The 20455-nt window shown below is 44.7% G+C and carries 18 protein-coding genes, 1 tRNA gene and 1 pseudogene; 13 read left to right on the top strand and 7 right to left on the bottom strand.

The genetic code is table 11. The features are described 5' to 3' along the window. Positions 1–324 precede the first annotated feature (324 nt). The 6 genes from yidC to ACBR23_RS09250 all read left to right on the top strand — a co-directional run bounded on the left by yidC (position 325) and on the right by ACBR23_RS09250 (position 6779). Positions 325–1473, top strand: a complete 1149-nt coding sequence (gene yidC / locus ACBR23_RS09275) for a membrane protein insertase YidC (protein ID WP_341739329.1) — start codon at positions 325–327, stop codon at positions 1471–1473. 8 nt (positions 1474–1481) lie between these two features. Then, positions 1482–1955, top strand: coding sequence for a protein jag (locus tag ACBR23_RS09270; RefSeq protein WP_371115704.1), 474 nt, complete (start codon positions 1482–1484; stop codon positions 1953–1955). A gap of 187 nt (positions 1956–2142) precedes the next feature. Beyond that, positions 2143–2658 carry a YceD family protein gene (locus ACBR23_RS09265; RefSeq protein ID WP_341739330.1) on the top strand — a complete coding sequence of 172 codons (516 nt, stop codon included), beginning with the start codon at positions 2143–2145 and terminating at the stop codon, positions 2656–2658. Positions 2659–2847: 189 nt separating this feature from the next. Then, on the top strand, positions 2848–4356 hold the full coding sequence (locus ACBR23_RS09260) for an AAA family ATPase (RefSeq protein WP_371119038.1): 1509 nt from the start codon (positions 2848–2850) through the stop codon (positions 4354–4356). A 126-nt stretch (positions 4357–4482) separates the two neighbouring features. Further along, positions 4483–4944 (top strand): SH3 domain-containing protein, encoded by a 462-nt coding sequence (locus ACBR23_RS09255; protein WP_341739332.1) that lies wholly within the window; start codon positions 4483–4485, stop codon positions 4942–4944. 461 nt (positions 4945–5405) lie between these two features. After that, the gene (locus tag ACBR23_RS09250) at positions 5406–6779 is read left to right on the top strand and encodes a peptidoglycan-binding protein (protein WP_371119039.1); all 1374 of its coding nucleotides are present in this window, start codon (positions 5406–5408) and stop codon (positions 6777–6779) included. A gap of 69 nt (positions 6780–6848) precedes the next feature. On the opposite strand, the gene ACBR23_RS09245 is transcribed toward ACBR23_RS09250, so the two are convergent. The 3 genes and pseudogenes from ACBR23_RS09245 to lipA form a co-directional block, all read right to left on the bottom strand. Next, on the bottom strand, positions 6849–7373 hold the full coding sequence (locus tag ACBR23_RS09245) for a transcriptional repressor (RefSeq protein WP_371115673.1): 525 nt from the start codon (positions 7371–7373) through the stop codon (positions 6849–6851). Between the two features lie 159 nt (positions 7374–7532). After that, positions 7533–8798: an RNA polymerase sigma factor SigC gene (gene sigC / locus ACBR23_RS09240; protein ID WP_340523181.1), complete on the bottom strand. Its 1266-nt coding sequence runs from the start codon at positions 8796–8798 to the stop codon at positions 7533–7535. Positions 8799–9218: 420 nt separating this feature from the next. After that, a pseudogene (gene lipA, locus ACBR23_RS09235) lies at positions 9219–10097 on the bottom strand (lipoyl synthase); the annotation flags it as partial. An 88-nt stretch (positions 10098–10185) separates the two neighbouring features. On the opposite strand from lipA, the gene ACBR23_RS09230 reads away from it, so the two are divergent. Further along, a tRNA-Pro gene (locus ACBR23_RS09230) sits at positions 10186–10259 on the top strand. A gap of 142 nt (positions 10260–10401) precedes the next feature. Here the strand turns inward: ACBR23_RS09230 and ald are convergent. Then, complete coding sequence (ald, locus tag ACBR23_RS09225; protein WP_371115672.1) at positions 10402–11490, bottom strand: alanine dehydrogenase; 1089 nt, start codon at positions 11488–11490, stop codon at positions 10402–10404. A 144-nt stretch (positions 11491–11634) separates the two neighbouring features. After that, the gene (locus ACBR23_RS09220; protein ID WP_371119040.1) at positions 11635–12489 is read right to left on the bottom strand and encodes a class I SAM-dependent methyltransferase; all 855 of its coding nucleotides are present in this window, start codon (positions 12487–12489) and stop codon (positions 11635–11637) included. Between the two features lie 104 nt (positions 12490–12593). On the opposite strand from ACBR23_RS09220, the gene ACBR23_RS09215 reads away from it, so the two are divergent. The 5 genes from ACBR23_RS09215 to ACBR23_RS09195 all read left to right on the top strand — a co-directional run bounded on the left by ACBR23_RS09215 (position 12594) and on the right by ACBR23_RS09195 (position 17172). Beyond that, positions 12594–14156 (top strand): DEAD/DEAH box helicase family protein, encoded by a 1563-nt coding sequence (locus ACBR23_RS09215; RefSeq protein WP_371119041.1) that lies wholly within the window; start codon positions 12594–12596, stop codon positions 14154–14156. Between the two features lie 54 nt (positions 14157–14210). Beyond that, entirely contained in the window at positions 14211–14672 is a 462-nt protein-coding gene (locus ACBR23_RS09210; RefSeq protein WP_341739338.1) for a hypothetical protein, read from the top strand. A 14-nt stretch (positions 14673–14686) separates the two neighbouring features. Next, positions 14687–15901 (top strand): DUF790 family protein, encoded by a 1215-nt coding sequence (locus ACBR23_RS09205; RefSeq protein ID WP_371115668.1) that lies wholly within the window; start codon positions 14687–14689, stop codon positions 15899–15901. Between the two features lie 341 nt (positions 15902–16242). Further along, positions 16243–16962 carry a DUF2786 domain-containing protein gene (locus tag ACBR23_RS09200; protein ID WP_371119042.1) on the top strand — a complete coding sequence of 240 codons (720 nt, stop codon included), beginning with the start codon at positions 16243–16245 and terminating at the stop codon, positions 16960–16962. A gap of 9 nt (positions 16963–16971) precedes the next feature. Next, positions 16972–17172 carry a DUF2281 domain-containing protein gene (locus ACBR23_RS09195; RefSeq protein WP_236505811.1) on the top strand — a complete coding sequence of 67 codons (201 nt, stop codon included), beginning with the start codon at positions 16972–16974 and terminating at the stop codon, positions 17170–17172. A gap of 18 nt (positions 17173–17190) precedes the next feature. On the opposite strand, the gene ACBR23_RS09190 is transcribed toward ACBR23_RS09195, so the two are convergent. Further along, complete coding sequence (locus ACBR23_RS09190) at positions 17191–18486, bottom strand: tetratricopeptide repeat protein (protein ID WP_371119043.1); 1296 nt, start codon at positions 18484–18486, stop codon at positions 17191–17193. Positions 18487–18494: 8 nt separating this feature from the next. Then, complete coding sequence (locus tag ACBR23_RS09185; RefSeq protein WP_371119044.1) at positions 18495–19889, bottom strand: ATP-binding protein; 1395 nt, start codon at positions 19887–19889, stop codon at positions 18495–18497. Positions 19890–20105: 216 nt separating this feature from the next. Here ACBR23_RS09185 and ACBR23_RS09180 point away from each other — a divergent pair, with 216 nt between their 5' ends. Continuing rightward, entirely contained in the window at positions 20106–20423 is a 318-nt protein-coding gene (locus ACBR23_RS09180) for a hypothetical protein (RefSeq protein ID WP_371119045.1), read from the top strand. Positions 20424–20455: the final 32 nt, after the last annotated feature.

The following is a 20455-nucleotide window of genomic DNA, read 5'->3' as shown; positions in this document are numbered from 1 at the left end:
TGGATATCAAGATCTTCCTTCAAGGTACTCCAATTGTTTCCCTCTACGGCGTTTTATAGTGAGGAACGCGACCTGCTCCACTTGTCACATGAAAGGTTTTTGACAAAGACCCAGATTGTGATTCTTTGATCTTTGATAGGAGTATTTTACCAGAATTATGACTCAGAGTGCTCGTCTCGTCGCCACCTTTAAGAATGCTGGTTGGCTCTCGCCCAACATCGCATTCTGGATCGCTCTAGCGCGTCGCGAGGCTTTCATCCCACAGCAAATCAAAGATTATACTGTGGGGATTCCCACCTGTCTAGCTAAATTAACTCAAAGCGAATGGATTTTGGTATCTCATTTCTCTCCAGCAACCTCATGCTGCCGATCCTGGATTTTTTCTACGGGATCGTGCCAAGCTATGGTTTAGCGATCGTAGCTCTGACGCTCGTGATTCGCTTTGCTCTTTATCCTCTCAATGCAGGCTCTCTTCGCAATATGCGGCGCATGAAAGTAGCGCAGCCGTTGATGAAAGAGCGAGTAGATCAAATTCAAAAACTCTATAAAGACAATCCTGCTAAACAGCAGGAGGAAATGAGCAAAGTATACAAAGAATTTGGTAATCCTCTAGCAGGATGTTTCCCATTAGTGATCCAAATGCCAGTGCTATTTGCGCTGTTTGCCACACTCAGGGGTTCGCCGTTTTCTGACATAAATTACAGCGTTAACATCCAAGTCTTGCCAAAAGAACAAATGGAAGTTGTTCAACCGCAAGCCTTTGCGACACCACCGCAAAATATTTACGTGACAGGTACTTTTCACGCTCCCATTATTGGCGTAATTCCAGGCGGCGACAAACTCGCAGTCGGCGACAAAACCAAAATTGAATTTCAAACCCCAGAGGGTAAACCTCTCAGCGCTGTAGCGACAGAAAACAAGAGCGAAACAGACTTTGTACCCCGGTGGACAATCACCAAAGGCGAAGAACTGGCAAAGATAGACGAACAGGGCAACATCGTAGCCATAGCGCCCGGTGATGTGACAGTTCAAGGCACAATCCCCGGATTGGCCACTAACAAAGGATTCCTGTTTATCGAAGCTCTAGGCCGCGTTGGTGCGATCGACCCTGATGGTACAATCCACTGGGATATTTTGGTCATGATCCTCGGCTTTGGTATCAGCTTGTATATCAACCAAACCCTTTCGGGACAAGCCCAAGGACCAAACGACAACCCTCAACAGGCTACAGTTAACAAACTCACACCTGTGATATTTTCGGGGATGTTTTTGTTCTTCCCGCTGCCTGCCGGCGTGTTGATGTATATGCTGATTGCTAACATTTTCCAGACAGTTCAATCGTTCATTTTGTCGCGAGAACCACTGCCGGAAAACCTGCAAAAAATAGTGGATGAAGCAGAGGCGAAAACCAAAAAAGAGCAGGGATTAGATGCGATTCCCTTTGAGCCTAAGCGTCCCAAGAAAAAAGCTTGATGTTAACAATGAAAGACTCTCAAATGCAGCGCGGACAGCAATGGTTAGAAGAATTTCTAAAACTGTCCGCCATTCCATCAAAAGTGGTATGTGAACAACAAGCAGATTGCTATTGGATGACCATAGATGAAAGCAATCTGACTCCCGAACAAATTGCAATTTTGGTAGGACCAAACGGTGATGTACTAGATGCTATTCAGTACCTCTGCAACACGGTTGTAAATATAGCTAACGAAGCAGAAGATCCAATTGCTTATACAGTGGAACTCAATGGCTATCGAATTCGTCGCCAAGAGGAACTGCGATCGATGGCAGAATACGCAGCACAGCAAGCCCGGATGACTGGAGTAGAAGTTGAACTCAAATCGCTCTCTTCGGCTGAACGCCGTCAAGTACACAGCTTTTTGAGTGAATCTGAGGATATAGAAACTTACAGTCAAGGACAAGAACCCGATCGGCGTTTAGTAGTGCGTCTGCGCTGAGGGTAAGAAGAAGGAAGAAGTTACCCCCCCAAGGGCAGGGCTGTTTCATTCTGGTGACAAATCATCGTTTTGTAGGGGTAGTGGATGGTGCGTGCCTACCCTCCCCGTCCTTTTCTATAATTCTTCAATATTCAATCTAAAATCTAAAATCAAAAATAGGCTGAAGTTCAGAAGGCTGAGGATGATTATGGAGACAATTTATATCCCTCGTCTACTCTCAAAATCAGAGCAGACAGAGGTAATTGAGTTTGATGAATTTATTCCCGACTTAGCATCTCTAACTCCTGTGCGAGGAAGATTGCAAGTGACTCACCAAGGAACTTATCTGGAGGTGAAGGCGAAAGCAGAAACCATTGTTACTCTCACTTGTCATAGATGTTTGAAACAGTACAATCACAGATTGGTGTTGAAATCATCGGAATTAATTTGGCTGGATAAAGATGCCGATCGCCCAGATACAAATCCGATAGAAATGAAAGTGGAGTTTGAAGATTTGGTGGAAACTTTGTCGCCAACGGGTTCTTTTTCTCCGAGTGCTTGGCTGTACGAGCAACTGTGTCTGGCAGAACCCCACAAACAAATATGTGATGCTAAATGCGTGGGAATCGTTGTCAATGATGATGCCAATACAGAAAGTTCAGAAACTACTATATCTGATAGTCGTTGGGCATCTCTGGCGGCACTGAAACGAAAATTGCCTTAGATAAGAGCAGCAGCAGCAGTCGGCGGTTGAAACCGCGTCTACATAAACAAAGTCCGGATGGTGCGCGGACTAAGAAAGAAGAGCGATATTTAAGCATTAAAACAAATAACAAACAACAAATAATCAATAACAAATAACAAACAACAGACAACAAATAACAAATAACAAATAACAAACAACCAATAACAAATGACCAATTTTAGTGATGAGTTTGAACTGCTGTTACGATCGCGCTACCCCCTAATTTACATTCCCACACGAGAAGAAGAACGAGTAGAAGTGGCGATCGCTCAAAGTGCCAAAAAACAGGGTGCTCGCGCTGTATACATCTGGGATTTTGTAGATGGCTACCAAGGTAATCCCAACGATGCGGGTTTTGGCAAGCGCAACCCCTTACAAGCTTTGGAATTTCTCGAAAAACTGCCCCCAGCGGCACCAGCCATTTTTATTCTGCGAGATTTTCAGCGGTTTTTAGAAGATGTAGCAATTTCCCGTAAACTGCGGAATTTGGCGAGACTCCTCAAATCTCAACCCAAAAATATTGTCATCGTATCTCCCATTGTTTCAATCCCGGAAGACCTCAGCGAAGTAATCACAGTTTTGGAGTTTCCCCTACCTGCGGCAGCGGAAATCAAAATTGAGGTGGAAAAGCTGTTAGGGGGGATTGGACAGGTCATAGAAGGGCGTTTGCTGGATGACATGGTGCGCTCCTGTCAAGGGCTTTCTATGGAAAGAATTCGACGAGTTCTGGCAAAGGCGATCGCCACCAGAGGCGAACTCCATTCCAACGACGCAGAACTGATTTTAGAAGAAAAACGCCAAACTATCCGCCAAACTCAAATTCTGGATTTTTACCCAGCCCGCGAAAACATCTCCGATATCGGCGGTTTGGATAATCTCAAAGAATGGTTGCTGCGGCGCGGTGGTGCTTTTTCCGATCGCGCCCGTCAATACGGTTTACCCCATCCCAGAGGTTTGTTGTTAGTGGGAATTCAAGGCACCGGCAAATCTTTAACTGCAAAGGCGATCGCCCATCACTGGCATTTACCCCTACTCCGCTTGGATGTCGGACGCCTATTTGCCGGATTAGTCGGCGAATCGGAATCTCGCACCAGACAAATGATTCAGCTAGCGGAAGCTTTAGCACCTTGCGTGCTCTGGATTGACGAGATTGACAAAGCCTTTGGGGGATTGGATGGTAAAGGAGATTCGGGAACCACTAGCCGAGTGTTTGGGACTTTTATTACCTGGCTAGCCGAAAAAACTTCTCCAGTATTTGTAGTAGCAACGGCGAACAACATTCAGTCTTTACCACCAGAAATGCTCAGAAAAGGTAGGTTTGACGAAATATTTTTTGTAGGTTTGCCTAGTCAGGAGGAACGGCGGGCAATTTTTGAGGTACATTTGTTGCGGTTGCGATCGCACAGCATCAAAAATTACGATGTAGAGCGTTTGGCTTACGAAACTCCTGATTTTTCCGGGGCAGAAATCGAGCAAACATTGATCGAGGCGATGCACATTGGGTTTAGCCAGAATCGAGATTTCACCACAGATGATATTTTAGAATCAGCTAGCCAAATGGTACCCTTGGCAAGAACTGCCCAAGAACAAATCCAGTTTCTCCAAGATTGGGCTGCTGCGGGGAAAGCTCGTCTTGCTTCTCGATACGGCAGTTTAAGTCGCCGAATTCAAGGATAAACTTTTGAAGTAATCAGGAATCAGGAATCAGGAATCAGGAAAATTTTCGCAACTCTCTCCCTCTCCCCCTCTCCCCCATCTGCCCCTGTCCCACTTCCCCATCTCTCTTGCTTAAATAGCGGCTTTATGAACAGTTTGTATAGTTTTTTCAAGTTTTTAGTTGGCTTTTTATTAGCCATCGTGCTAATGGCAGGCGCTAGTGTGGCGGCTGCACTTTATTTTGCCGCTAAACTCACCACCATCCCTGAAAGACCTGTTTTTCCTAACGACAAAAAAGTAGTTCAGATTGCCAACGCCAAGCCTACGTCAACAGCGAAAGCTAGTCCGGTTTCAGAGTCTAGCGATACTCCCTCACCAAAACCGCTAGAACCGGGAGCCTACCGAGCTCTGGTTACTCAGCCGATTGGCTTGATTTTACGGGATAGTGCCAACCGAGATGCCAACCGCATTGGTGGTGTCGGTTACAACGAAAAAGTGGTGGTTTTGGAAGATTCCCCTGATAAAGAGTGGCAGCGAATTCGGGTTGAGGATGGCAATCGTGAAGGTTGGGTCAAGGGTGGCAATACTGAAAAAGTTGAGGGTCAATGAAAATATGTTAAGAAACCTAGCAAAACTTTAAGGTTACTTGCAAAACCCAGCCCGTTGTCAATTTTTTAAGGAATAGTTAAGTAGGTCGCTCTCAATCAACCTCAAATGTCCATGACCCGTGATAACCCTGACTTTTTAGAGACGTCGGGGTTCTGAAATCAGTGGTATTTTTAGCAGCCACCAGATAAAATATTAAGCAATCATCGCCAAAAACACATCATCCTTCGGGACTAAAGGCTAAGATGTGCTTGCCAACTTTTTGCTGACGAGCACGTCAACAGAAACAGTGATGCTATCTTGGTCGTTACCTGCAACTATATTTTGAGTGGAATTTTTTTTGATAAACAGGGGTGCTAGGTGTATACAGGTAAAACTTAGTCTCGATAGATTGAGTCACAGACCAAAATAGAGTTTTGGTAGTTTTCCCACATAGCCCAGCTACAATTTCACAATCAAAAGTTATGGAATATCTTGCTTATCTCGAACTTGCTCTGGCTGACGAAGCATCCACAGAGTCTCCAATTTTAGAGGGGATTAAGTGGAAACACTTATCCAGCCATACTTATTTCCGTTTATTATCTTTGGCTTTAATACTCTCGGTGGTGAGTGCAGCTAGTTCGGCTTTTGCTCAAATAAATCCAGGAAACCCCAATTTGCGAGCAGTTCAAGACCGATTGCGACAGTTGGGCTATTTTAACAGAAGTTCCACCGGTCAACTCGGCCCCCTCACTCAACAAGCTTTGACTAGCTTTCAGCGAGACTATCAACTATCCCTGACGGGAAGACCCGATCGCGATACAGTATCAGCACTCAATAGTTTAGGGGTGAAAACTCAAGCTTATAGAACTGTGGATACCAATAATTATCGGGAGTTGCGCTTTGGAGACAAGGGTGAAGATGTTTTAGTTCTCCAGCGGGAATTGCAGCAGTTGGGCTATTTTACAACAACTCCAACTGGTACTTTTGGCAGAATTACTGAAGAAGCTGTCAGAAGTTTCCAACAAATTAACCGACTCTCGGTAACTGGTGTGGCTGACAGCCAAACTTTAGCTTTGCTCTTAGGACCCTCCCAGCCCCAGCCAACGACTCCGACTCCCGAAGTTATTTCTGGAAATGGGGGTTGCAGAGGGTTGCGCTTTGGAGACAGAGGAGCGACGGTAGACTTGATTCAGCGGCAGTTAAAGGATTTGGGCTATTTTAAAGGCCCTGTTGATGGCAAGTTTCGGGAACGTACTCTCTATGCTGTTACTCGTTTTCAGCAAGATAATTTTCTGGTAACAGATGGCTGTGCTGACACGGCTACTTTGATTGCGATAGATACCCGGAGGGCTGAGTTTCAAGCTACTTTTTTTCCGAGAGAAAGTAAACAGCCAAATTTTGTGGTGGACTTTCTCCAGTTCGGTGACACGGGCCGACAAGTAGAGCAGTTACAGCAGCGACTGCAAGTATTGCGCTACTATGCAGGTCCGATTCATGGTTTGTTCGATCGAGCTACTGAGGCCGCCCTGATTCGGTTTCAGACAGCTAACCGCCTGTCGGGGACTGGAAAGGTCGATAGACAGACTCAGGGAGCTTTACAGCAAAGTCAGAACCAAACTGCACAGACAGTTCCCCCTAGGGGCGTGAGCATACCACAGGTCGATCGAGGTTCTACAGTACCAATTAGCATCAGTTCTCGATCGAGCATTTACCAGTTACAAAGACGACTGCGAGACCTCCGCTTTTACAACGGCCCCATTAGTGGAGTGTTGGATGCTCCGACTCAAGCCGCTCTCGACCAAGCTCAGCGCAGTTACCGGGTCAGCAGTGACGATTTGTTGACCAAAACTTTTTAGCCAAGGCAGCACCAATATTTGTTAATTATTGTAACAATTCGTACTTAAAAACCGAATATAGGTGTATGTTTACTCACTTGATTCCGGGGCGTTGCCATTTTGGGCGATCGACCTCGGACAAGACCAATTACTCGAAACCAAAGAGGGCCATCCCATTCTCAAAGCTTCGTGACAAACAGTATGAATGGTGAGCTGGCAGTCGAGGAGGTGCAACCCTGACTTTTCAGCTTGCTTCATCCCAATTTTTAAGATCGAATCGTTGTTAAATTCGATCGTGCGGTTGCACTGAACGCAGACTAAGTGATGGTGGTGGTGCGGATAAGGCTGGTTTATTTCATAGTGTTTGTGACCTTCTGCTAGTTCGAGTTCCCGCAACAAGCTCATCCTTGCCATTAACTTTAAAGTTCGGTAAATAGTGGATAAGCTAATGTTTTCTCCGCGATTTTTCAACAAAGTATACAAATCCTCCGCACTCAGGTGGTTGCCTTTGGGGAGGTTCTGAAAAACGTGCAAGATGGTTTCCCGTTGAGGAGTCATCCGCCAGCCTTTGTCATTGAGTTCCGATTTGAAGGAAGAAGCTGTGTAAATTGCCATAGTGACCCTCTCAAGAAAGTCTGTCTATTGACAATCATACACAACGATCGGGATATTTTTCAAATATCAAAGCTTATTGATAATTTCTAAAGACAGGAGAACCCGGACTTATTCAACAAGTCCGGGTTCTTACATCACAGGATTGTGGATGTAGCAACTTTAACCTAGAGACTCTAAATAATCCCGCACGCGGTTGCGACGCTTGGGCTGACGCAGTTTTTGCAAAGCTTTAGCTTCAATTTGGCGGACACGCTCGCGAGATAAATCCAGTGCCCGACCAATTTCTGCCAGTGAGTAGGGGTGTCCATCACCCAAACCGAACCGCATCAGAATCACATCTCGTTCGCGACTGCTCAAATCTGCCAACAGTTGCTGCAAGTCGCGGTGCAAAGCTTCTCGCATCAGCATTTCTTCTGGCGATACGCAGTCTGTTTCCAGCAAGTCGCCCAACTCCGTATCTTTCTCGTTGCCAACTTTAGTTTCTAACGAAACAGAACGGGGTACTCTCAGCAAAACTTCCCGCACTTGGATTGGAGTCATATCCAACTCCACAGCGATATCTTCTATAGTGGCTGTCCGACCTTTTTCTTGAGAAATTTTACGCTGGGCTTTTTTAATTTTATTCAGCTTTTCGGTAATGTGAACCGGGAGGCGGATGGTACGGCTTTGAGTAGCGATCGCCCGTGTAATTCCCTGGCGAATCCACCAGTAGGCGTAGGTGCTAAATCGATAGCCCCGCGTCGGATCGAACTTTTCCACAGCTCGTTCCAGTCCCAGAGTACCTTCTTGTATCAAGTCTAGTAGTTCTAAGCCACGATTTTGATATTTTTTCGCCACCGAAACGACTAGGCGCAGGTTAGCCTTAATCATGTGGTCTTTAGCTTCGACACCTTCAGTTTGAGTCCTTTCCAAGGTCTCTACTGTCATCTCTGCTAACTCGGCCCAGTGGCGCTTACCTTCGCTCATAATCCGCTTGAGCTCGGACACATCATCGACACCGGCGGTGGTGGCCCAACGTTCCAAGGAAGGTTTGTGTCCCAACTGTGCGGCCAAGCGATCGCGCACCTCAATTAAATGCACGAAGCCCTGAATCTTTCCTTCTTCCTGCGAAGCGGCGGTGTTCCGCAATTCTAGCAATTTGATATAGCGCTGAACTTTTTGAGCTTCGGAGACTTCCTCATCTCGACCTAACAGACGTACCCGCCCTATTTCTTGGAGGTACAGACGCACTAAATCAGTAGTGCGGCGATTGGCATTTTTTTGAGACTTTGCTGCTGAGTCTGCATCTTCAGTCTCTGCTGTTTCTTGGTCGATGAGTTCGTCTCCAGCTTCTTCAGCATCCTCATCCAACACATCATCTTGCAAGGGATTGACTCGCAGTTGTTCGTCGAATTCAGCTTCAGCGTAAAAAGAGGTGGCTGGCATAGTGATTTTCTCAGTGGCTCCGGGTGAAAAGATGCTACGCTTAGCGGTTATTTATATTTATGATGCCCATTTTGTTAGGACGAAGCATCACCGCTTTTTGTTTCTTTACTAATTTTCCTGACTGGAATACTGTTGTCCGATCGAACTTTGACTCACCATCTTGTTTTAGTAACTTTCTGGAAAATGCCAAGAACTTTCTGATGTAACAGTTTGGAGACCAGGAAAGTGTGTTCTACTTCTTTGTTTATGTAGCTAGTATAGATAATCTCTAGCTATAAACAAGTGACTCTCGTCAGAAGTTAAGTTAATCTTCATCACCGATCGGCTGGTTCCCGATCACTTCTGAAAATTAGTTGCTTTTTTCATAAAACTTCATAAACTCTCAGGTTTAGACGCCAGCGAGCGCCCAACGGACCCTTGCTACCGAGGGTAAAGTTCCATCAGTTCCCTCACCTGTTCGGCATGATAAGAACTGCGAGTTAAGGGAGAAGCCACAACCTGCAAGAAGCCCAAAGATTCACCAAATTCTCTCCAAGCATCAAACTGTTCCGGTGTCACAAAGTTTTCCACGTTTAAGTGTTTTTGACTAGGTTGCAGGTACTGTCCAATTGTCAAAATATCGCACCCCACAGCGCGCAACTCCTGCATAGCCTCACGAACTTCCTCGTCTGTTTCTCCAAGTCCCACCATAATCCCAGATTTGGTGTAAACCTCTGGTGCCATTTCCCGACTGCGCTGCAACAGTTCCAGAGAGCGATCGTACTTAGCCTGTGGTCGCACTTTCCGGTAAAGTCGTTTGACAGTTTCAGTATTATGGTTGAGTACCTCCGGCCTAGCTCCCAGAATAATTGCCAAAGCTTGCCAATTGCCACACAAATCGGGAATCAAAACTTCTATAGTCGTCTGTGGCATCACAGAACGAACGGCTTGAATGCAGTGCACAAACTGGGATGCACCGCCATCAGGCAAATCATCCCGATTCACCGAGGTAATCACCACATGGTTTAATTTCAGGCGCTCTACTGCTTGCGCCAATCTTTCCGGCTCCGTCGGATCTAGAGGTTGGGGCTTTTTCTCAAAGTCAATGTCACAGTAAGGACAAGCGCGGGTACAGGCTGGCCCCATGATTAAAAATGTGGCAGTACCTGCATTGAAGCACTCGCCGATATTGGGACACGAAGCCTCTTCGCAAACCGTATTCAGGGCTAAATCCCGCAAAATTTCCTTAACGTTGCCGACGCGCTCCCACTGGGGGGCTTTGACTCGCAACCACTGTGGCTTTACTGTCACGTCTGTCTTTGCCTGGTTAGTATTTTACAAATTATTATATACTATAATGTTCAATTTCGAGTTGAATATGATATAATATTCAAACATTGACTTGATTCGGGATGTAGCGCAGCTTGGTAGCGCACCTCGTTCGGGACGAGGGGGGCGCAGGTTCAAATCCTGTCATCCCGATTTAATTTAACCGTTTATTTCTTTAGGAAAAAGCTTTGGGAAAAAGCGGATTTGATATCACTTCCGACCAAGCCACAAGTGATATCAAATCCGGTATTCATGTCCTAGTAAAGTGTTCTCCAGCAGCCAAGCAATATCAGATTCAATCAGCTAAATCTGGGAAAACTTCGCGGACCGCAGGATGCACCAATCGGTGATGCTGCACGTTCAATCCCTTGGCTAAACTAGGATTGGTTTCCAAAGCTTTAATCCCGAAATTTGCCAACTGCAAAACATAAGGCAAAGTGCTGTTATTCAAAGCTTGAGTCGCAGTCCAAGGCACTGCACCGGGCATATTTGGTACACCATAATGCACGACTCCTTCCTCAATATAGGTAGGATTGGTGTGAGAAGTTACCCGCAAAGTTTCTACGCAACCGCCTTGGTCAACTGCGACATCAACAATCACAGAACCGGGGTGCATTTTGGCAACAAAGTCGCGAGAAACCAGAATGGGGGCTTTTTTACCCAACACCAAAACCGCACCGATTAACAAATCAGCATCGGGGATAACGGCTTCAATTTGCAAAGGACTGCTGTAGAGGTATTCCACTCTGGAACCGAACAGAGTTTCTAAATAGGCTAGGCGATCGACATTCACATCCAAAATCTGCACTCTAGCGCCCATTCCAACAGCAATACGCGCTGCTTCCGTGCCCACGATTCCGCCGCCCAAAATCACAACTTTGCCCGGTCTTACCCCTGGTACACCTCCCAAAAGTACGCCCCGGCCTCCTTGCTGGCGTTCCAAAAACCGAGCCCCGAACTGCACGGCCAAACGCCCTGCAATAATACTCATGGGTGTTAGCAGTGGCAATTTCCTGTCTGGGAGTTCGACAGTTTCGTAGGCGATCGCCTGGACTCCACTTTCCATTAAATGTTCGGTTAACGTGCGATCGGCCGCTAAATGCAAATATGTAAATAGCAACTGCTCTTTTTGGATCAGCGGGTACTCAGCAGGTAAGGGTTCCTTAACTTTAACAATTAGTTCCCGATTCCAGACATCCTCCGGCTTTGAGACAATCTTAGCCCCTGCTTGAATGTAATCTTCGTCGGCGAAACCTGCCCCAGCGCCTGCATTAGTTTCCACAAAAACTGTGTGGCCTTTGTCTGAACAAGCCCGGACACTTGTGGGGCTGAGCCCAACTCGAAACTCTAAATCCTTGATTTCCTTGGGGACACCTATTTCCATCTATAAACCTCAAATTTTAGCCATACTTCGATCGAATCTAGCTTATAAATTATCCCATCGGCATCATATCATGCCCCATGTCAGCAATTGAGACCCCCCACAAATCTGGCGAAGTAGGGGATTTGGAGATACTAGGTTTGGAAATCATACTGTGGGGGCGAACAATTGTTTGATTTTCAGCCAGTGCGATCGCAATTTCCCAAAATTGTCATTTTCCATCAAATAAATCCTGTTTTTAGCTTTCTCTAACTCTAACTGAAGCTGTTGGATTTGAATTTGGGCACTATCCCAGTCTGAATCCTCATCTGGCAACTGAATTCGCACTTCCTTGTCGTCGCCGTTTTTCTTGATTGCAATATCGTGATAGCCAAGAGACTGAAGTGCCAAAAATACGATTTCCCAGTTATTAGCTAAACAAAATTCATTGACCGCTCTGGCAACACCATAAGGCATAATCTCGCAGATAGACCAATTTGTATAATCGTTAAAAACCATCATCCCGTCGGATTTTACTTTTTTATATCCTCGATCGATATCTTTGCATACACCTTCATAAGCGTGGTCAGCATCAATATAAATCCAGTCAAAATACTCATCGGGAAACTCACTTAAAATTGTCGATGAATCGCCTTCATGAAGCTCGATTGTCCCATTTTTTATGCCCTCTTGTAACAGGATTTTTTGTTTCTGAGTTACCTGGTTTTTAAATAATTGCAAATTATTATCTATGATATGCAGTTTTTTTGGTTGAGTAATAGAAAATATTTTTTCAGCAAAGTTTCCATATTGAGTTCCCACCTCAGCAACAACACTATCTTTAGGCAGGTATTCTAACAGTTTTGCCCGACTTTCAACTAAGCGGCAATTCTTGACATGGCGATTTTGCAGAATCGGGGAAGAAATTAGGAAGGGATTGCTATCTACATTGCTCCATTTTTCATTATCCCAGCCCTTAGTCGCTTCTACAAATCTTTTTTTGTATTTAATAAAATCAAACATAAAATTATGAAAGTAAGTGAACGCGGTATAGTAGATTATGGTTGAATAGATTTCCTCATAAAAGTAGCCTAAAGAGAGTCTGCTGTCAATATATGTAAAAAAAAATGCCACGCATACCTAGCTTAACATTCGATCGCGGAACTCTTCTGCTACATCCACCACCAACAGGCAGAGACTGGGTGGACTTTGCCACATGGGACGATCGCGTCGAAAAATTCCGCATTCGGGCAATTCACTACCGTCCCCTGGTAGAATGCCTCCAGGCAGATTGTGTCAACTTCACCGACCTTGCCCGCGCCTACGAACAACTCGAACTCGTACCCAGCGTGGAAATGCAGCCTTATCCACATCAAGAACAAGCCCTGGCTGCATGGCTGCAAGCCGGTAGTCAAGGAGTTGTGGTGCTTCCCACGGCTTCCGGGAAAACTTACCTGGCACAATTAGCCATGCAAGTCACTGGTCGCAGTACATTAATTGTAGTACCAACTCTGGATTTAATGCACCAGTGGTATGCTAATTTAAAAGCAGCTTTTCCCAAGATAGAAATCGGATTATTGGGGGGAGGTTCGCGGGACAAAACGCCGATTTTAGTAGCAACTTATGATAGCGCCAGTATTCATGCAGAAACCTTGGGCAATAAATACGGCTTGCTGGTTTTTGACGAATGTCATCACTTACCCACGGATTTTTTTCGAGTAATTTCCGAATATGCGATCGCGCCTTTTCGACTGGGACTAACAGCCACACCCGATCGCACCGACGGCCGCCATAGCGATTTGCATTTCCTGATCGGTCCGACAGTTTTTAGCAGAAGGCCCGAAGACTTGGCTGGCGATGCTTTAGCCGAACACAAGATAGTCCAAATCATGGTAAAACTGTCAAAAGAAGATGGCGATCGCTACCGCGAATTAATCAACACTCGCAACGACTTCTTAAAACAGTCTAACATTAAAATATCCACTCTCGAAGGATGGAAAAAGTTTATCATGGCCAGCGCGCGATCGCCGATCGGACGCCAAGCCATGCTAGCCCACAACCAAGCCAAAGCCATCGCCCTTTGTACCGAAGGAAAACTGCGAATATTAGGGGAATTACTAGAAAAACATTACCCGCAGCGCACCCTAATTTTCACGGCCGACAATGCCACAGTTTACCGAATCTCCCAAGAATTTCTGATTCCCACAATCACCCACCAAACCCCGGTTAAAGAACGCCATGAAATCCTGCAAAAATTTCGCAGCGGCGAATACAAAACCCTGGTAGCCTCCCACGTCCTCAACGAAGGAGTGGACGTTCCCGATGCCAGAATTGCTATTATATTATCAGGCACTGGTAGCGAACGGGAATACATCCAACGTCTAGGTCGAGTTTTGCGGAAAAGCAGCGATGTAAATAAACTAGCAATTCTCTACGAAGTCGTCACCGAGAACACCAGCGAAGAAAGAACATCCCAGCGGCGTCGAGGTGGAATGAAATTTGAAAAACCGAAACTACCAACAATAATAGAACCACCGGAACCAGAATATCAGCAACTAGAAATATTCCAGCCAACACCTATTTACGGAGTTAATCGCCAGACAACCAAGCGCGCGGCCGAGTCGCCTCAAAAATGGGGAGAAAATAATAATGATGAAGAAGAAAATAACCAGGGAGAAAATGAAGAGTGAAGAGTGCCAATTTAATGTATAATCTCAGAAACAACTAATTCAGAGTACCTAACAATGAGCGATATCCCACAAATAACTAACTTTAAAGTTTTCCCCAAACATACAGGAGTTTGGGAGGGAGACTGGACAATACTCGATGCCGACTGCAAGGAAAAGCAGAAATTTACAGCAGTGTTAACCCAGAAAATAGTTGACAACCAGTGGAGGCAAACTAACGTTCAAACTTATGCCAATGGCAAGAGTGAAACCCAAAATTTTGTGGGTCATGTTGTCGGTGAAGGGCAAGTGGAAATTGAAGGTCACGACTCTGTTTTTTCCAACTACAAAACACTAGCGACAGAAGTTGGAGATAATTTGATAATTTTTCAAGTATGGGACAAAGCAACTGGCTTTCTGAGGGCGGTTGAAACAATCAATTTGATTAATTCGGGTGAGCGAATTCGGACTACCCAAAGCTTGACCGCAGAGGGGAAACTCAGGGGAGTTATGGTGATTGTTGAACGAAGAATAGAGTAAAACTTTTACTGCTGATGCTACCAACCGAACTACTAAGTCATCGTCAAAACGGCGAATCGATCGTCCCCTTACGCCTGAAGATAGACGCTAAAAACCTAGAAGCAGCCACCGAAATGATTGATTGCTTCCAAAGTGCGATCGGCAAAACCCAAGGCGAACTAGACAAACGCTTACAATCTCTAGAAAGCGACAGTCCCGACTACCGCCTCAAACGCGGACTAGCCCACCTACTGAGAGGCGGTTTCAGCACCTTTGAAGTCATCAGCCCCCTAGAACCAATTGCATTGAGACAGCGCGTATTTGCCCTAGCAGCGCAATCCGTACCCAGCAACAATTCCACCCAATTAACCCTCGAAACATTAGCACTTGAACTAGGTCAAGAATTAAATAGAGAAGTTTTAACCAATGAAATAACTACAGGTTTATACGCAGATTTAAACGAAAATAAAATCCTTACCCAATTCGATACACCCACACCAGAAGCACTCTTACATCGGTACAACCTTTCTCAAGTCCAAGGCATATTTTATCGCGCCAGTCAAGTCCAATTAAACGCCCACCGCAACGATCCAGGAGAATACAAACTCCTATTTCGCTATCTGAAACTATTCCAATTAATGACATACATAGAAGGCGATGCCGAACATGGTTTCACCCTCACCATCGACGGGCCGACAAGCTTATTCAAACCCAGCACCCGCTACGGCTTAGCCCTAGCAAAAATGCTCCCCGCCCTGCTACACGTAACCAAATGGAGTATGCACTCAACACTGCAAACAAAAGACCCTTTTACTGGCGTATTAAAAACAGGAAAATTCACCCTAAATTCCGAGTGCGGCTTAGTCAGCCACTATCCACCAGGAAAACCCTATGATAGTATGTTAGAAGCAGCATTTGCCGAGAGATGGAATTCCACAAAAACCGAGTGGAAACTAGAACGAGAAGTAGATTTAATTCCCATTCCCGGTAGCGTGATGATTCCCGACTTTCGGTTAGTGCATCCCGACGGGCGAGTGTTTTTATTAGAAATAGTTGGTTATTGGAGACCAGAGTATTTACAAAAGAAATTTGCCCAAGTACATAAGTCCGAATGCGATAATTTAATCTTGGCTATTTCCGAACGGCTGAACTTAGAAAAAGCTGGAGTAAAAGTAAAAGACGTACCAGCAAAAGTAATCTGGTTTAAAGATAAATTGTCACCAAAATCAGTCCTAGAAGCCCTCGAATAATATCCAAATCCGCCCATAATTTGCAAACTTCTTTCTTCCTCTCTCTGCGCCCTCTGCGCTCTCTGCGGTTCAAAAAAATCCTATTCCATGAATGACATAATCTTAAATAGGACTTACGGATAGTCATGGTGTTGCAAAATTTTGAGATAATTCACAACACTTGTGAATGAAATAATTACCTTGTCAATCCCTCCAGGACTTTCTTCCTCTCTCTGCGCCCTCTGCGCCCTCTGTGGTAAAAAAAAATCCTCAAAAAACATCGGACATTCCACGCTATACTAAAATCAGAACATCCCCGAATCCTTGCCACCGCGTCCTCTCACCCTAAAATTGATTGAACAATGGCAGACACAAGTATTGTCGAAAAAATCAAAAAGCTGCTAGCCCTCGCTACTTCATCCAATGAAAACGAATCGACTGCGGCCGCCGAAAAAGCTTCCCTTTTGCTAGCACAATACAATCTCAGTCTCGCTGATTTAGGCCCGAATCAACAGGAAGAGATTAGCGAAAGTGGAGTGGAAACTACACCGCGCTATGTGACTTGGAAGATGATTTTGCTTTCGGGAATTGGTGAAGCTAACGGTTGTAATGCGATGCGAAATAGTTATACTGGTAGTATGTTTTTGGTGGGAACTTCTACTAATTTGATTGTGTGTACCCATCTTTACGAGTATTTGAGTCAGGCGATCGAACGAAGGGCGAAATACCGCAAAGGAAGTGGGCGGGGATTGGCTTATCTCAATGCTTTTCGAGTTGGCTGCGCGACGAGATTGAGACAAAGGTTGTTGGAACAAAAAAGTGAGATGGAAGAGTCGGGGATTCCGGGTGTGGGGGATGTGGTGGCGACTCCGGCGATTGTGGTGCGATCGATGTTTGAGAAGAATCAACAGGCGATCGCAAAGTATTTAGAGACTTTAGGTGGTAAAGTTAAAACGAGAACTGGTTCTCAAATCAGCAGCGAGGCTGGTTTTAACACTGGTTATGAAGTGGGCGATCAAATTAGTTTGCACAAGCAAGTGAAACCACAAGGTGATATGAAACAACTCAATGAAAGTCTTTGAGGTAAAAACATGACAGTATACGATCTAACTATTGCTAAAATTAGCCAAATGCCAGAGTCACTTGTTCAAGAGGTGAATGATTTCATAGACTTTTTGCTTCTCAAGTACAACAGTGAATTGCCACAGCTTACTGAATCAGACTTTTCTGACTATTTAAAGAATTTAGAAACCTACGAAGAAAAGTTAGCCCGTGGAGAAATTCAATGGTAGGATCTTCATCTTTGTAAATTATGTTTGTTTGCTAAGTAATTGTTCTTTCAACTCCTGACATTCTTTGGCTAGCGGGATGCCTAGTTCTGTGGATATGGATAAAGCGCGATCGCAATACTCAATAGATCGAGTACGATAGCCTGTCTTCTGATGCAGCTCAGCCAAGCATTTTAGAGTTACAGCCTCACCAAAACGAACCCCAATTTTTATCGAAATCTCTAGAGATGTCTGCAAATATTCTAGAGCTTCTGAATACTGCTTTAGTTGGGTTAAAGTAATCCCCAAATTTAAGCTAGCCATCTGTTCTCCAGCGCGATCTCCAATTTCCTTTGCAATCGCTAAACTCTCCTGCTGATAATCAATTGCTTTGATATAATCCTTAAGTGAATAGTAAGCCAGTCCTAAATTTCCTAAAGCTATTCCTTTCTTGTAGCGGTATCCAATTTCCTGCCAGATTGTCAAACTTTGCTTAAAGTAATCAATCGCTTTAGCATAATCTCGCAGATTCAGATAAGTTTTGCCTATATTCCCTAGAGCATTTCCTTCTTCCTGGCAGTTTTCTATTTCCCTAGCAATCAATAAATGTTGTTGATGATGCTCAATCGTCAGTGTGTAATCTTCAAGGTTATTGTAAGCAACTCCCAGATCTCCTAGGGCAGTTCCCACCCCCTGTAGGTCTTCAAGTACCCACGCAATCGTCAAACTCTGTCGATAGTAATGAATGGCTGTAGCATAGTCTCCAAGATTTTTATAAGCAACTCCCAAATTTCCACAAGAACTATGCACACCCTGTAGGTCTGCAAGTTGGAATGCGATGGTCAAATTCTGCTGATGGTACTCAATAGCTTTGGCATAGTCTCCAAGATTCTTGTAAGCAATTCCCAGATTTTGACAAAGAATAGCATTTCGGGGAGAATCTAACTTGCCTAAAAGTTTTTGGCACATTTCAATCAGTTCATAATTGTATCCCCAAACGTATAGCTGAATACGTAATTCCTCATGACTAGATGAATTGAGGCCAGTAGTAATAATTTCCCAAGCTCTTTCCCAGTCTTCCAGTTCGCAAAAATGGTGAAATGCTTCCAAGTATCCCCTAACTTTCTCTAAATTGGAAGCATCCGGCTTCGGTTTGTACCTCGTCAGCCAATTTTTAACCGCTCTGTATTGAGCGCGTTTACAAGGTGGCATTTCGCTAAACTCCGGTGCTGCTAGATCGATTCCCAGATTAGCCAGCATCCATTCTCCCGGTGGTGTGATGTCAACTTTCAAACCATTTTGACTTTTAACATCAAATTCAGCAAAATCACTGTTCATATTCTCCACTACCTCGCTATCAAATTTTTCAAATGATCTGATGCTACACTGCGAATTAAATTGTGCTGTCGCAAGTGTATCTCATCGTCAATTAATTCTTCTTCTACCAAAAAGCGATCGCGCAACGCATTCAACGCTACCTCTTGCTTCTGGTCATCGCAATCCCAATCTTCCAAATGACTCAGCCAAAACTCCTCCGGTACTCTACAGCGATACACAGAAGCTTCGCAAAGCAATCGATAGGCATTCAAAACATCTTTTTTCAATCTCTCAAACGTCTTTTCCAGCCGGAATCGTACATTTTTTCTCAGTTCGCGAGTATATCTATCCAGTCGCCAGTCGTCATCTGCTGATGCCGTTATTCCTTTGGTCTTAGCTTCCTCAATTGCCTTCTCGACTTCTTCAATTTCATGCCCGTATTTATTCCAATAACCCGCCACGTTGCCATAAAAAGGCTGACTGCCAATTTCCCCAGCAATCACCCGCAAAGCCAATGGATGCCCCTCATAAACAGCCCCAATTCGTTCTAAATAGGGTTTATTTGGTGAATCTATATCAACATCTAGTCCAGTTTTATCGAACAAGGCTAACTGTTCTGATGGTGTTAGTCCTCCCAAGTCTTGGCGATACCAAAAATTTTTATAACGAGCCGGAATTTGCTCTGGCAAATCCTGCGATGTTACGATGATACGACTTTGGCAAGATTCTACTGCCAAAAAACTTTCAAAAAATTTTGCCCACAACTCATCCTGAAAACCATTCCAGCCTGTTTCTTCATTTCCTTTTAAAATCAGTTCCAGAGAATCTATCACCACCAAATACCGATTTTCTCGCAATCGCTTGACCAATCGATTCAGCAACCGCTGTGTATCTTTGCGGTCATCTGGCGTAATGCGTTCTCCCCACTTTTCCAACCATCGAATCGCCACACTAGCAAAATCAGAAGCTTGCTGGTCGTTTTCAAAATTTTCCTGATGAAACTTACGACGGTCGTCTTGCAACTCCACCGCCAATCTTTCAGCTAAAGCCGTTTTACCAATTCCCGCGATGCCCAGAAGAATTAACAGGCGACACGAACCCTGAACCTTCTGGGCGAGTTCACTAATCAGGTCTTTTCGACCAACCCAAGCATCGTCACAAGCAAAAAACTCTGCTCTCGAATCTGTCTGAGACAAGGGACTATCATCAACAATATCTTCCCAGTTCTCCAATTCTACAGCCTTGCAAATCTTGACAAAAACCTCATGCTGAATAGGCTTCCGCCGCCAAAACCGCTTTAAAGTTGCGACTGAAGTTTGGGCATCTCCGCACCAGCTAGAAGCTTGTTTTTCCAAGCCTTTCTTTAGCCTTGCCCGATCGACTATTTCCAATCCAGATTCAGATGCTCTCAGACTAGCTGCCATGCTGATTTTTCAACCTTCATTAACCATATTTAACTTATAACATCTGCCAATTTGTGGCGCGGCTCAATTTTGGCTCACTTTTGGATACAGCGCCAGAGGTGCGTTGAAATTTAGCCGTCAAACCTTTGCTGTTCAAGGAATATAGAGATGGGAAGCAAGTTAGCAGATCGCTCATTTCCCAGCTAAAACAATCATTTATTCATCATGAGTAAGACTATGCAAACACAAAATTTCGTTCAACTGGAACTACCAGGCGTTTTACCTAAAAAAAACGACACCCTCAAACAAATAGAAGAAGCAATGCAAGGAATACTAGACCTAACATGGAAAACTGTGCTACTTCACATTTCACCACGCAGCGCTAAAGAACTCATGTTACAGCACGGTAAACTGATTGCTCTCAATGATGGTGAAGCCTGGATTAAAGTTTCGTCAACACCACTTTTACTAATGGCAATTCAAAAACTACCCGAAATTGAATCAGCATTCAGAAAAGCCTTTGATACTACTGTCAAAATCCGCCTGGAAGTATAACGCACATCTTGCACTAGCTGCGATCGCTTTAC

The organism is Microcoleus sp. (assembly GCF_041354475.1).
Taxonomy (GTDB): Bacteria; Cyanobacteriota; Cyanobacteriia; order Cyanobacteriales; family Microcoleaceae; genus Microcoleus.
This window is presented reverse-complemented; position numbering and strand designations above follow the sequence as displayed.